Below are 13,351 nucleotides of genomic sequence, written 5' to 3' on the forward strand. Positions count from 1 at the left end.
CGTTGTTTGTTGTGATTCGAACTTCTATACGTTTAGACGTCCAGATGTAAAAATGACGGAAAAGCGGAGTGGCGTCAACAGAAATAATCAACAATAACGGTGAGGAATGCTCAGGGAAGATGAGGGAAGTTCATGATGACGAGAAGTTCCCTCTCCCTGTGGGAGAGGGAAATACTGGCGTTACAGCAGCTTAGCCAGACGGTTGATGTCAGACTGGATTGCCCCGGCGGTCACATCGCGCCCAGCACCCGGGCCACGGATCACCAGCGGGTTATCGCGATACCAGCGGCTTTCAATCGCAAAAACGTTGTCGCACGGTAACAGCGCCGCCAGCGGGTGCTCAGGGCGTACCGCCTCGACACCAACACGCGCTTTACCGTTCGCCTCGAATCGCGCTACATAACGCAGCACCAGGCCCATTTCTTGCGCCGCTTCCAGACGTTGCACCATCTGGTCATTCAGCTCGTCACCGTTTTCGAAGAAGTGATCGACAGAGCCTTCTTCACAGCCCGCAGGCACCAGTGACTCCACGCGCACCGCGCCAGGCTCGATGTCATAACCCGCTTCACGCGCCAGGATCACCAGCTTACGCATAACGTCTTTCCCGGACAGGTCAACACGCGGGTCTGGCTCGGTCAGCCCTTGTTGCCACGCCTGATCCACCAGGTCAGTAAATGGAACGGTGCCATCAAATTGCAGGAACAACCAGGAGAGCGTACCCGAGAAGATACCGCTCAGCGCCAGAATGCTGTCACCGCTTTCAATGAGATCGCGCACGGTATGGTTAACCGGCAGACCCGCGCCAACAGTGGCGTTATACAACCAGTGACGGCCCGTTTTCTCAAACGCGTCATGGATTTGACGGTATTTATCCGTGCTGCTCGCGCCCGCCAGTTTATTGGCACTGATGACGTGGAAACCGTGGCTGGCGAAATCCAGATACTGATCGGCAAGCTGTTCACTGGCCGTGACGTCCAGCACCACCAGGTCATCATACGGGTGCGCACGCATCCACAGGAACAGTGATTCTTCATCCTGTTCAACCGCTTCATCATTAAAGAACGCAAGCGCGCGGCTGGCATCCAGGCCTTCGTAATTCAGCAGGCTACGGCGGCTGTCCACCACGCCCGCGAGAATAAATTCAAATCCGGTACGCGCCGAGAGCGTCTCTTGTTCACGCGCGAACAGCTCCAGCCAGCGAGAACCGATATTCCCTTTGCCGAACAGCACCAGGCCGATACGCTTTTCCGCGCGGAACAGGGAGGTGTGCAGACCCTGAATCAGGCTTTCCGTTGGCCCTTTACGCAGAACGGCCACCAGGCTGATGCCCTCTTCCGACTGCCAGGTAAACTCAACCGGCTGGCCTTTCAGCTGCTGCCAGAAACGGTGGCAGTGCAGCGGGTTACGGGTGACGCCCGCACCCACCATCGCCACCAGCGCCAGCCCCTGACGCAGGCGAAGTTCACCCGGCAGGCCAGCTTCATCAAGAATTTTCAGTGCGCTATCGGCCACTTCTGCGGTATAGCAGAATTGCAGCAGTTGGCGATCGTTATGAACGCCAACGGCTAACGGACGCACCTGCGCACGTTTCAGAATAAGGTCGATGTCTTTGTGTGCCAGTTTGAAGTCCTGGCCGGCTGGCACCTGGAACTCAATCAGGCAAATGTCGTCATGACTGGTGACGATACGTGCGCCCGTGCCGGAGGCCAGCACACGCTCAATGCGGGTAGAACCCTGATCCGGGGTGTAGCTACAGCGCAGTTGCAGGTCAATATCACTGCCCGAAACAGGCTGAAGCGTACGGGCGTGCAGTACCGGAGCGGCCAGACGTGCCAGCTCGCTGGCTTCATCCAGACGTAGCAACGGCAGCAAGCAGGCATCTTTCACTTTGCGCGGGTCCGCGCTGTAGACACCTGCGACGTCACTCCAGATAGTCACACGGGAAACACCGGCCAGCGCACCAATTTGCGTTGCAGAGTAGTCAGAGCCATTGCGCCCCAGCAGCACGGTTTCACCCGCGTTGCTGCGGCTGATAAAGCCCGTCACTACAATGCGTTTGCCCGGATGCTGCACCAGCAGCTGTTGCAGCAGCGGATAAGACAATCCTTCATCTACCTGCGGCTGGGCAGCACGTTCGGCGCGCAGGAAATCACGCGCGTCGAGCCAGGCTGCTTCAACTCCCAGATGTTGCAGTACCGCAGCCATCAGGCGTGCAGACCACACTTCACCGTGACCCACCACTTCGGCATACACCGCATCGGTAATTCCGCTGTCCAGCAGTGCAGCCAGACGTTCAAGATCGTGAGTGAAGGCGCTAATCAGCCCGTCCGCCACGTCTGCAGGCAGCAAACCGGCAATCAGCTCGCTCTGGTAACGACGTAAAGACTGTTGCACCTGATGCGCAGAAAGGCGATCGGTCTGGCTCAGTTTCAGCCAGCTAATCAACTGGTTGGTGGTGCTGCCCGCCGCCGAGACAACCATCATGTCACCCGGCTGTGAATACTCGGTCATGATCCCTGCAACGCGCAGGTAACACTTCACATCAGCAAGACTACTACCACCAAACTTGTGCAGTTGACGACCCTTCGCCCCTGCCTGCGCTATCACACTCATGATTACCCCTTGGCTGCGACCCGGAAGCCATTTTCCAGATCGGCAATTAAATCTTCAGAATCTTCAATGCCGGTTGAGATACGCAGCAGCGTCTCAGAGATCCCGGCAGCGGCACGTGCTTCCGGTGCCATACCTGCGTGCGTCATGGTTGCGGCGTGGGAGATTAAGCTTTCAACCCCACCTAATGATTCCGCCAGCGTAAACAATGACAACCCGCTCAGGAAGCGACGCAGCGTTTGCTCGTCACCGTCCAGTTCAAAACTTAACATCGCGCCAAATCCTTTCTGCTGACGCGCAGCAATCTCGTGTCCCTGGTTTTCCGGCAGCGACGGGTGGTAGAGCTTCTTCACCAGCGGCTGGGTTTGCAGGAAATCAACAATCGCCTGGGCATTGCGCTGCGCCACTTCCATGCGTGGCGACAGGGTGCGGATGCCGCGTAACAGCAGGTAGCTGTCAAAGGCGCCCGCGGTGACGCCAATGTTATTGGCCCACCATGCCAGTTCAGTGACAACGTCGGGATCTTTTGCTATCACCACGCCCGCCACCACATCAGAATGGCCGTTCAGATATTTAGTGCATGAATGCAATACCAAATCTGCACCCAGTGCCAGTGGGTTCTGAAGGGCCGGACTGAGGAATGTATTATCCACTACACTTATCGCTCCCGCATCCCTTGCGAGCTGACAAATTTTCGCAATATCGACAACGCGCAACAATGGATTGCTTGGACTTTCCACCAGAACCAGCTTCGGCTGCTCTGCCAGCGCCTGTTTCAGCGCCTGTTCGTCGTTTTGATCGACAAACAGCACGCGATAACAGCCGCGCTTTGCCAGGCTATCAAACAAACGATAGCTACCGCCGTAGCAGTCATGCGGCGCAACCAGCAGGTCGCCAGGTTTCAGGAACACCGTGGTTACCAGGTGAATGGCAGACATTCCTGTATTGGTCAGGACGGCTCCCGCACCGCCTTCCAGTTCCGCCAACGCGCGCTGGGTAACATCACGCGTAGGGTTACCACGACGCGAGTAGTCGTGCGCACGGGGTTCATTAAATCCGGTGAAATTGTAAGTACTGGAAAGATGAATTGGCGGGACAACACAGCCGTACTGCTCGTCATCATTCAATCCGCTACGCACTGCGATGGTGGCCTGTTTACGCGTCATGGTGAAGGCTTCCTGGCTTATTAGGTGAAAAGTCAGGCATCAGAGTAAACACTGAAAGTATGGACGTCAATACATCTGGACACCTAAACTTCTTTGCGTATAGATTGAGCAATGCGCAAATAGCCGTTAAAATTATATGCTTTAGTGCACGCTGCAGCGGCAATATCCGTGCCACGGTATCGTCTCTACGGTAAACTAGGCAAGATTACGGTTCGAAACTGGCAGTTATCGGTTTTGCACCTTTAGATAAATGACTGAGAGGATTAAAGGTATCTCATGGCTGAATGGAGCGGCGAATATATCAGCCCATACGCTGAGCACGGTAAGAAGAGTGAGCAAGTAAAGAAAATTACGGTTTCCATTCCTCTGAAGGTGTTGAAGATCCTCACCGATGAACGTACGCGTCGTCAGGTGAACAACCTGCGTCACGCGACCAACAGTGAACTGCTTTGCGAAGCGTTCCTGCATGCGTTTACTGGTCAACCGTTGCCGAACGATGAAGATCTGCGCAAAGAGCGCAGTGATGAAATCCCGGAAGAGGCGAAGGTGATCATGCGTGAACTGGGTATCGACCCGGATACGTGGGAATACTAACGCTACGGCGGACTCCCGCTGAGTGTGCTCAGCGGGATGGTTTCTTAGAAGTTGTAACCTAACCCGACACGCAGACGCGTCTGGCGATCGTCACTGGTGGCGGTGTTATAGCCCGAAGAGACATTACCCACTTCCACAAACGGGATCCACGAGTCGATGTTATACGCCACGCGGAAGTTATATTCGTAATCTTCTTTTTTATTGTTGTACAGATCTTCATTATCGGCAAACTTATAAATACCGTTTAACTCGAACATCCAGTTATCAATATTATAACCCAGCCACATTTCCGGGCGATAAACCATACGGTCGTCTTTGCCATCCGCATTACGACGGGTGTATTCAGTACGGTAACGGAACGCCGTCCACCAGCTATCATTAATATTATATTGTACGCGCAAATACGGCTTATAGATGGCCATATCATCGCCCATTTCCACGGCAACACCTGGCTGCCAGATAAAACCCTGCCAGGTGAATTGGTAACTGGCAGTATATTCATTACTGTTACTTTCCATATTATTAAGCGCATCGTTCGATTGCGCATTATCGGAACGCGAAACTGCCTCTACTGCCACACCAAAGCCGGTGCCAAAGCGGTGCGACATGTACACACGATCATAGTTACGCCCATCGTCATAATACTCGTGTCGATAATCAACATATCCCGCCTGTGCCGCACAAGATATTAATGGCAGCACAAATAAAAGTTGCTTCATTTTCATAACATTTCCCTCGAAGTAAACACGCCCTGAAAGCCATTATGAATAAAATGGCAAATACGAATTTAAGACGAGCGAAGTGTAATTTTACAAACAGAGGGAAACCTTTTATTTTTTGACACACAAAGAAAAACAGTGGCAAAGAATTAAAGATAATGAAGATGCAGTTCACTATCCACCAAAGAATAGACCAGACAAATATATTTAATACAACAGCGGGTAATTAATTATTTTTAGATAATTTGAAATACTAATTTCAGCGATAAATATAATATTGAGATTTATTGAGATGGGATATTGCAGGCACAAAAAAACCGCCCGAAGGCGGTTTCTTCTGGATGCTTATTTAGCGCCCGGGATGCTGAAACGCTTGTTGAAGCGGTCAACACGGCCACCGGTTGCAACATCACGCTGCTTACCAGTGAAGAACGGGTGGCATTTACCGCACACGTCCAGGTTCAGATCGTGACCCACGGTGGAGCGGATCTGGATAGAGTTACCGCAAGAGCAGTTTGCAGTAATCATTTCGTATTTCGGGTGAATATCTTTTTTCATGGGAGAACCTCAGTTAAGGCCGCGTCGCTCTTCCAGCCCTAACGCCAGACACCACGCGATGTTAATAGTATAGTTTTGACGCTGCATAAAGCGCATCAAAGGCGGCGAATCATACAGAATTTGACCTGTGTATGCAAACTGATCCGCACGCCGCTTTTACTAATGTGTATACTAACGCGCCACTTTTCAAGTCAGGAAGATTCGATGCCCGTCGCTCACGTTGCCCTGCCCGTTCCGCTTCCCCGTACCTTTGACTATCTGCTGCCCGACAGCATGAATGCCAAAGCCGGCTGTCGCGTGACCGTGCCCTTTGGCAAGCAGCAGCGCGTGGGGATTGTGGTGTCCATCAGTGATAAAAGTGAGCTTCCCGTTAATGAGCTGAAAGCCGTTGCCGAAGTGCTGGATACCGAGCCGGTCTTCTCAACGAGCACCTGGCGGCTGTTACTGTGGGCGGCAGAATACTATCACCACCCGATAGGTGATGTGCTGTTTCATGCCCTGCCGATTTTACTGCGCCAGGGGAAGAGCGCCAGCCACGCGCCGATGTGGTACTGGTTCGCCACCGAACAGGGACAAGCGGTAGACATTAACAGCCTGAAGCGTTCTCCTAAACAGCAACAGGCGCTGGCCGCCCTGCGCCAAGGGCGTATCTGGCGTCATCAGGTTGAAGAGCTGGACTTTAATGACGCGGCACTTCAGGCGCTGCGTAAAAAAGGGTTGTGCGAGCTGGCAAGCGAAGCGCCCGCCCTTTATGACTGGCGCGACAGTTTTTCCGTTTCCGGGGATCGCTTACGCCTGAATACCGAACAGGCGACCGCGGTGGGGGCGATTCACAGCGCCGCTGACCATTTCTCCGCCTGGCTGCTGGCGGGTGTGACGGGCTCCGGCAAAACTGAAGTCTATCTTAGCGTGCTGGAAAATGTGCTCTCCCAGGGCAAGCAGGCGCTGGTCATGGTGCCGGAAATTGGCCTGACGCCGCAAACCATCGCCCGGTTTCGTGAACGTTTTAACGCGCCGGTGGAAGTGCTGCACTCCGGTCTGAACGACAGCGAGCGACTCAGCGCGTGGCTCAAAGCGAAAAACGGTGAAGCTGCCATTGTCATTGGCACGCGCTCGTCGCTGTTCACCCCGTTTAAAAATCTGGGCGTCATTGTCATAGATGAAGAACATGACAGTTCCTATAAACAGCAGGAAGGCTGGCGCTACCATGCCCGCGACCTGGCCGTTTATCGCGCCCACAGCGAGCAGATCCCGATTATTCTCGGCTCCGCCACGCCTGCGCTGGAAACGCTGCACAACGTTCGGCAGCGTAAATACCACATGCTACGCCTGACGCGCCGCGCGGGGAATGCACGTCCGGCCATTCAGCATGTGCTGGATTTGAAAGGTCAGCAGGTGCAGGCCGGATTAGCACCGGCGTTGATCACCCGGATGCGCCAGCATTTGCAGGCCGGAAATCAGGTGATCCTGTTCCTGAACCGACGCGGATTCGCCCCGGCGCTGCTGTGCCACGACTGCGGATGGATTGCGGAATGCCCGCGCTGTGACCACTACTACACGCTTCATCAGGCACAACGTCATTTACGCTGCCACCACTGCGACAGCCAAAGGCCTATCCCACGCCAGTGCCCGTCATGCGGTTCGACGCACATGGTGCCGGTCGGTCTGGGGACGGAACAGCTGGAGCAAGCGCTGACACCGTTCTTCCCCGACGTACCTATTTCGCGTATCGACCGGGACACTACCAGTCGTAAAGGCGCACTGGAGCAACAGCTCGCGGAAGTGCATCGCGGCGGCGCGCGTATATTAATTGGGACTCAGATGCTGGCCAAAGGGCACCACTTCCCGGATGTCACGCTGGTCGCCCTGCTGGATGTGGATGGCGCGTTGTTCTCTGCCGATTTCCGCTCCGCCGAACGTTTTGCTCAGCTCTATACCCAGGTGGCGGGCCGCGCCGGTCGCGCCGGGAAGCAGGGAGAAGTGGTGCTACAAACTCACCACCCGGAACATCCTTTGCTGCAAACCTTACTGCATAAAGGGTATGACGCGTTTGCCGAACAAGCGTTGGCTGAGCGTCAGACTATGCAGCTGCCGCCGTGGACTAGCCACGTGATCATCCGCGCGGAAGATCATAATAATCAGCAGGCGCCGCTGTTCCTCCAGCAGCTCCGCAATCTGCTGCAAGCCAGCCCCCTGGTGGATAACCAGCTGTGGATTTTAGGGCCTGTTCCTGCGCTGGCACCCAAGCGGGGCGGGCGTTTCCGCTGGCAAATTTTATTGCAGCACCCCTCGCGTATACGCTTACAACATATTGTCAGCGGCACGCTGGCATTGATAAATACCCTGCCGGAAGCGCGTAAGGTGAAGTGGGTCCTGGATGTTGATCCCATTGAAGGCTAAGCCTCTGTTGCGAGACGGATCGAAAAAATTCAACCTTCCTCACACTTTTTATGAAAATTCTGTAACCGCTCTCATAAACTATCTGTAAAAATGAGGTGTCAGAAGTTCGGTGTTCATGCGAGGAGAAGACGTGAAGTCCAGGAAAGAGGTTGCCACGGCGACCATGAAAGACGTTGCCCAGAAAGCTCAGGTATCGACGGCAACCGTGTCCCGCGCATTAATGAACCCGGATAAAGTCTCCCAGGCGACCCGCAATCGGGTAGAGCAGGCGGCGCTGGAGGTCGGCTATTTCCCGCAGGCAATGGGACGTAACGTTAAGCGCAATGAATCGCGCACGATACTGGTGATAGTGCCGGACATCTGCGATCCCTTCTTTAGCGAAATCATCCGCGGCATTGAAGTCACCGCTGCCGAACAAGGCTATCTGGTGCTGATTGGCGACTGCGCTCACCAGAATCAGCAGGAAAAAACCTTTATCGACCTCATTATCACCAAGCAGATCGACGGTATGTTACTGCTCGGCTCGCGCCTGCCTTTTGATGCCAGCATTGAAGAGCAGCGCAATTTACCGCCGATGGTGATGGCGAACGAATTTGCCCCTGAGCTGGAACTGCCGACGGTGCATATCGACAACCTCACCGCAGCCTTTAACGCGGTGAACTATCTTCAGGAGCTGGGGCACAAACGTATTGGCTGTATCGCCGGGCCTGAAGAGATGCCGCTGTGTCACTACCGCTTGCAAGGCTACGTCCAGGCACTGCGCCGTACCGGCGCAACGGTCGACCCACATTATATTGCGCGCGGTGATTTCACCTTTGAAGCCGGTGGGCTGGCCCTGGAAAAACTGCTGGCGCTGCCGGAACCGCCAACGGCGGTATTCTGCCACAGCGATGTGATGGCGCTGGGTGCACTTTCTTATGCCAAACGCCGCGGTCTGCGCGTGCCAAAAGATTTGTCGATCATCGGGTTCGATAATATTTCTCTTTCAGAATTTTGCGATCCGCCACTCTCAACCGTCGCGCAACCCCGCTACCAGATTGGCCGAGAAGCGATGCTCCTTCTGCTGGATCAGCTGCATGGTCAAACAGTTAGCAGTGGGTCACGTTTGCTGGATTGCGAACTGATTGTGCGCGGCACAACCCAGGCATTGACTTAAAGTAAATACCTTTAGGACACCCTTATCTGGTCAAAGCCCCGCCGCTTAAGTAACATGGCGGGCTGACGAACGAATAAATACAGCGAAACGATAGTGGCACAACGAGATTATGTACGTCGCGGCCAGCCGGCACCTTCGCGACGCAAAAAGAGTAGCTCAAGGAATAAGCAACGTAGCCTGCCTGCTGTCTCCCCGGCGATGGTCGCTATTGCCGCGGCCGTAGTGGTAGCCTTTATCGGTGGCCTGTACTTTATTACTCACCATAAGAAAGAAGATTCCGAGGCGCTTCAGGGCAACAAGGTTGCCGGTAATGGCTTACCGCCAAAACCTGAAGAGCGTTGGCGTTATATCAAAGAACTGGAAAGTCGCCAGCCGGGCGTACGCGCACCGACTGAGCCTTCTGCCGGTGGTGAAGTCGTGAACGCGAATCAGCTGACTGACGAGCAGCGTCAACTATTGGCTCAGATGCAGGCCGACATGCGCCAGCAGCCGACACAGCTGAACGAAGTGCCGTGGAATGAACAAACGCCAGCGCAACGCCAGCAAACGCTGCAACGTCAGCGCCAGGCACAGCTGCTGAGCCAACAGCAACAGCAGCAGCAACCACAACAGCAGTGGACACAGACTCAGCCGGTGCAGCAGCCTCGCACGCAACCGCGTGTGACCGAGCAGCCTTACCAGCAGCCGCAGCAGCAAACGCGCACCGCGCAGACGCAACCTGTTCAGGCGCCTAAAGCTCAAACGCAGAAGCAGGCGACGCAAGCCCAGGCGTATCAGGATCTGTTGCAGACGCCTGCGCACACCACGGCACAGCAGCCGAAGGCGCAACAGGCGGCCCCGGTCACGAAAGAGACGGAAGCACCTAAGCAAACGGCTGAGAAAAAAGACGAGCGCCGCTGGATGGTTCAGTGCGGTTCGTTTAAAGGTGCAGAGCAGGCCGAAACGGTACGTGCTCAGCTGGCATTTGAAGGATTTGATTCACGCATCACCACCAACAATGGCTGGAATCGCGTGGTGATTGGCCCGGTCAAAGGCAAAGAAAATGCCGATGGCACTATCTCCCGATTGAAGGTTGCCGGTCACACAAACTGCATTCGACTCGCTTCCGGGGGTTGAAACCCCCAAATTCCCCCCCATCTATCATTCTATTCAGCCCTGAGCACAGGCTCAGGGCTACTGTTTCCCGAATCTGTAACCAGGGGGTCTGCTCGTGACAACAATAGTAAGTGTACGCCGTAACGGCCAAGTGGTAATCGCCGGTGATGGCCAGGCCACGCTGGGTAATACCGTCATGAAAGGCAACGTGAAGAAAGTCCGTCGTTTGTACAACGACAAAGTGATCGCCGGTTTTGCAGGCGGCACCGCTGATGCCTTCACGCTGTTTGAACTGTTTGAACGCAAACTGGAAATGCACCAGGGCCATCTGGTGAAAGCCGCCGTTGAGCTGGCGAAAGACTGGCGTACCGACCGGATGCTGCGCAAGCTCGAAGCCCTGCTGGCTGTGGCCGATGAAACCGCTTCGCTGATTATCACCGGTAACGGTGACGTTATTCAGCCCGAAAATGACCTGATTGCTATCGGCTCTGGCGGCCCGTACGCCCAGGCAGCTGCCCGCGCGCTGTTGGAAAATACCGACATGAACGCACGCGATATCGCGGTGAAGGCGTTGGATATTGCAGGTGATATCTGCATCTATACCAACCACAACCACACCATCGAAGAATTGACCTCCAAAGCGTAAGGATCTCCCATGTCTGAAATGACCCCACGCGAAATTGTCAGCGAACTGAACAAACACATTATCGGCCAGGATAACGCTAAGCGTTCCGTGGCGATCGCTCTGCGTAACCGCTGGCGTCGTATGCAGCTCGATGAAGAGCTGCGTCACGAAGTGACCCCAAAAAATATTCTGATGATCGGTCCGACCGGTGTCGGTAAAACCGAAATCGCCCGCCGTCTGGCGAAACTGGCCAACGCACCGTTCATCAAAGTTGAAGCGACCAAGTTCACCGAAGTGGGCTATGTCGGCAAAGAAGTGGATTCTATCATCCGCGATCTGACCGACTCCGCAATCAAGATGGTGCGCGTCCAGGCCATTGAGAAAAACCGCTATCGTGCCGAAGAGATGGCCGAAGAGCGCATTCTCGACGTGCTGATCCCACCGGCTAAAAACAACTGGGGCCAGGCTGAACAGCAGGCTGAGCCATCCGCCGCACGCCAGGCATTCCGCAAAAAACTGCGTGAAGGCCAGCTGGACGACAAAGAGATTGAGATCGATCTTGCTGCCGCGCCGATGGGTGTTGAAATCATGGCTCCTCCAGGTATGGAAGAGATGACCAGCCAGTTGCAGTCCATGTTCCAGAACCTGGGCGGCCAGAAGCAGAAAGCGCGTAAGCTGAAAATCAAGGACGCGATGAAGCTGCTTATCGAAGAAGAAGCGGCAAAACTGGTGAACCCGGAAGAGCTTAAGCAAGATGCTATCGATGCGGTTGAGCAGCACGGTATCGTGTTTATCGACGAAATCGACAAAATCTGTAAGCGTGGCGGCAACAGCTCCGGTCCGGATGTGTCCCGTGAAGGCGTTCAGCGCGACCTGCTGCCTTTGGTTGAAGGCTGCACCGTCTCCACTAAGCACGGTATGGTGAAAACTGACCATATCCTGTTTATCGCCTCAGGCGCGTTCCAGGTTGCCAGCCCGTCCGATCTGATCCCGGAATTACAGGGTCGTCTGCCAATTCGTGTCGAGCTTCAGGCACTGACCACCGAAGATTTCGAACGTATCCTGACCGAGCCAAACGCCTCTGCTACCGTACAGTACAAAGCGCTGATGGCGACCGAAGGGGTGAACCTTGAGTTCACCGAAGACGGTATCAAGCGTATCGCCCAGGCCGCATGGCAGGTGAACGAAACCACCGAGAACATCGGTGCGCGTCGTCTGCACACCGTGCTGGAACGCCTGGTGGAAGATATCTCTTACGATGCGAGCGACCTCAACGGTCAAAGCATTACCATTGACGCAGAATATGTGAGTAAACATCTGGATGCGTTAGTGGCAGATGAAGATCTGAGCCGTTTTATCCTATAATCGCGGTTACTGCATTCTCATCACTGTTAATGGGGCTGAAAAGCCCCATTTTTATTGGCTAAATAACTATGACTGATATCAGCCGTACTCAGGCGTGGCTCGAAAGTCTGCGCCCTAAAACGCTTCCTCTGGCCTTTGCCGCGATTGTCGTGGGTTCCGCCCTCGCCTGGTGGCAGGGTTATTTCGACCCGCTTGTCGCCGGTCTGGCACTCATCACCGCCGGTCTGCTGCAAATCCTCTCTAATCTCGCCAACGATTATGGTGATGCCGTAAAAGGCAGCGATAAACCCGATCGCATTGGGCCGCTGCGCGGGATGCAAAAGGGGGTGATCACTCAGGCACAGATGAAACGCGCGCTGATTATTACCGTCGTACTGATTTGTTTGTCTGGCCTGGCACTGGTGTCTGTCGCCTGCAAAACCACGGCTGATTTCATTGGTTTTATGGTGTTGGGTTTGCTCGCCATTATTGCCGCCATCACCTACACCGTCGGCACCCGCCCTTACGGTTATATTGGTCTGGGTGATATTTCCGTGCTGGTCTTCTTCGGCTGGCTGAGCGTAATGGGAAGCTGGTATTTACAGGCGCATACGCTCATCCCTGCTCTGTTCCTGCCTGCTACGGCATGTGGCCTGCTGGCGACAGCGGTACTCAATATTAATAATCTGCGCGATATCGACAGTGACCGTGAGAACGGAAAAAACACCCTGGCGGTGCGTCTGGGGCCGATTAATGCACGTCGTTACCACGCCTGCCTGCTGATTGGCGCGCTGGTGTGTCTGGCGCTGTTTAACCTGATTTCATTGCACAGCCTGTGGGGCTGGATGTTTATTCTGGCCGCACCGATGCTGGTAAAACAGGCACGGTTTGTCATGCGCGAACATAACCCGGCCGCAATGCCGCCCATGCTCGAACGCACGGTCAAAGGGGCGTTACTCACTAACCTGTTGTTCGTAGTGGGTATTATTATGAGCCAGCTGCTCCGTTAACTGACAAATATCAATTAACAATTGATGATTTTGCCAACAACGCATTTCGCACGATATACTGAACACATTCGCAG

General features: G+C 54.5%; 11 protein-coding genes. 7 read left to right on the plus strand and 4 right to left on the minus strand.

Annotation, left to right across the window (positions count from 1 at the left end; translation table 11 throughout):
- Nucleotides 1-180: 180 nt before the first annotated feature.
- Together F3J30_RS21270 and metB are read right to left on the minus strand one after the other, a co-directional pair.
- On the minus strand, nt 181-2,613 hold the full coding sequence (locus F3J30_RS21270) for a bifunctional aspartate kinase/homoserine dehydrogenase II (protein ID WP_166718502.1): 2,433 nt from the start codon (nt 2,611-2,613) through the stop codon (nt 181-183).
- 2 nt (nt 2,614-2,615) lie between these two features.
- Nucleotides 2,616-3,776, minus strand: coding sequence for a cystathionine gamma-synthase (gene metB / locus F3J30_RS21275; RefSeq protein ID WP_058610678.1), 1,161 nt, complete (start codon nt 3,774-3,776; stop codon nt 2,616-2,618).
- 276 nt (nt 3,777-4,052) lie between these two features.
- On the opposite strand from metB, the gene metJ reads away from it, so the two are divergent.
- Nucleotides 4,053-4,370, plus strand: coding sequence for a met regulon transcriptional regulator MetJ (gene metJ / locus F3J30_RS21280; protein WP_007369220.1), 318 nt, complete (start codon nt 4,053-4,055; stop codon nt 4,368-4,370).
- 44 nt (nt 4,371-4,414) lie between these two features.
- Here metJ and F3J30_RS21285 read toward each other — a convergent pair whose 3' ends face one another.
- The gene (locus F3J30_RS21285; protein ID WP_166718503.1) at nt 4,415-5,095 is read right to left on the minus strand and encodes an oligogalacturonate-specific porin KdgM family protein; all 681 of its coding nucleotides are present in this window, start codon (nt 5,093-5,095) and stop codon (nt 4,415-4,417) included.
- Nucleotides 5,096-5,434: 339 nt separating this feature from the next.
- Complete coding sequence (gene rpmE / locus F3J30_RS21290) at nt 5,435-5,647, minus strand: 50S ribosomal protein L31 (protein WP_014072341.1); 213 nt, start codon at nt 5,645-5,647, stop codon at nt 5,435-5,437.
- Between the two features lie 204 nt (nt 5,648-5,851).
- Here rpmE and priA point away from each other — a divergent pair, with 204 nt between their 5' ends.
- From priA to menA, 6 genes are all read left to right on the plus strand, one after another.
- The gene (priA, locus tag F3J30_RS21295; RefSeq protein WP_014072342.1) at nt 5,852-8,047 is read left to right on the plus strand and encodes a primosomal protein N'; all 2,196 of its coding nucleotides are present in this window, start codon (nt 5,852-5,854) and stop codon (nt 8,045-8,047) included.
- Nucleotides 8,048-8,177: 130 nt separating this feature from the next.
- Nucleotides 8,178-9,203 carry a DNA-binding transcriptional regulator CytR gene (gene cytR, locus F3J30_RS21300; protein ID WP_014072343.1) on the plus strand — a complete coding sequence of 342 codons (1,026 nt, stop codon included), beginning with the start codon at nt 8,178-8,180 and terminating at the stop codon, nt 9,201-9,203.
- Nucleotides 9,204-9,296: 93 nt separating this feature from the next.
- Entirely contained in the window at nt 9,297-10,319 is a 1,023-nt protein-coding gene (gene ftsN, locus F3J30_RS21305; protein ID WP_014072344.1) for a cell division protein FtsN, read from the plus strand.
- Nucleotides 10,320-10,413: 94 nt separating this feature from the next.
- Nucleotides 10,414-10,944 (plus strand): ATP-dependent protease subunit HslV, encoded by a 531-nt coding sequence (hslV, locus tag F3J30_RS21310; protein WP_014072345.1) that lies wholly within the window; start codon nt 10,414-10,416, stop codon nt 10,942-10,944.
- 9 nt (nt 10,945-10,953) lie between these two features.
- Complete coding sequence (gene hslU, locus F3J30_RS21315) at nt 10,954-12,288, plus strand: HslU--HslV peptidase ATPase subunit (protein WP_166718504.1); 1,335 nt, start codon at nt 10,954-10,956, stop codon at nt 12,286-12,288.
- Nucleotides 12,289-12,350: 62 nt separating this feature from the next.
- Nucleotides 12,351-13,277 (plus strand): 1,4-dihydroxy-2-naphthoate polyprenyltransferase, encoded by a 927-nt coding sequence (gene menA, locus F3J30_RS21320; RefSeq protein WP_166718539.1) that lies wholly within the window; start codon nt 12,351-12,353, stop codon nt 13,275-13,277.
- The last annotated feature ends 74 nt before the right edge of the window (nt 13,278-13,351 follow it).

Origin of the sequence: Enterobacter sp. Tr-810, assembly GCF_011752765.1 — a bacterium.
GTDB classification, from domain to species: domain Bacteria; phylum Pseudomonadota; class Gammaproteobacteria; order Enterobacterales; family Enterobacteriaceae; genus Enterobacter; species Enterobacter soli.

Bases quoted from the DNA above. Each gene is read 5' to 3' on its own strand.
- F3J30_RS21270 (WP_166718502.1), bottom strand. From the start codon at position 2,613: ATGAGTGTGATAGCGCAGGCAGGGGCGAAGGGTCGTCAACTGCACAAG.
- priA (WP_014072342.1), top strand. From the start codon at position 5,852: ATGCCCGTCGCTCACGTTGCCCTGCCCGTTCCGCTTCCCCGTACCTTT.
- F3J30_RS21285 (WP_166718503.1), bottom strand. From the start codon at position 5,095: ATGAAAATGAAGCAACTTTTATTTGTGCTGCCATTAATATCTTGTGCG.
- hslU (WP_166718504.1), top strand. From the start codon at position 10,954: ATGTCTGAAATGACCCCACGCGAAATTGTCAGCGAACTGAACAAACAC.
- rpmE (WP_014072341.1), bottom strand. From the start codon at position 5,647: ATGAAAAAAGATATTCACCCGAAATACGAAATGATTACTGCAAACTGC.
- metJ (WP_007369220.1), top strand. From the start codon at position 4,053: ATGGCTGAATGGAGCGGCGAATATATCAGCCCATACGCTGAGCACGGT.
- metB (WP_058610678.1), bottom strand. From the start codon at position 3,776: ATGACGCGTAAACAGGCCACCATCGCAGTGCGTAGCGGATTGAATGAT.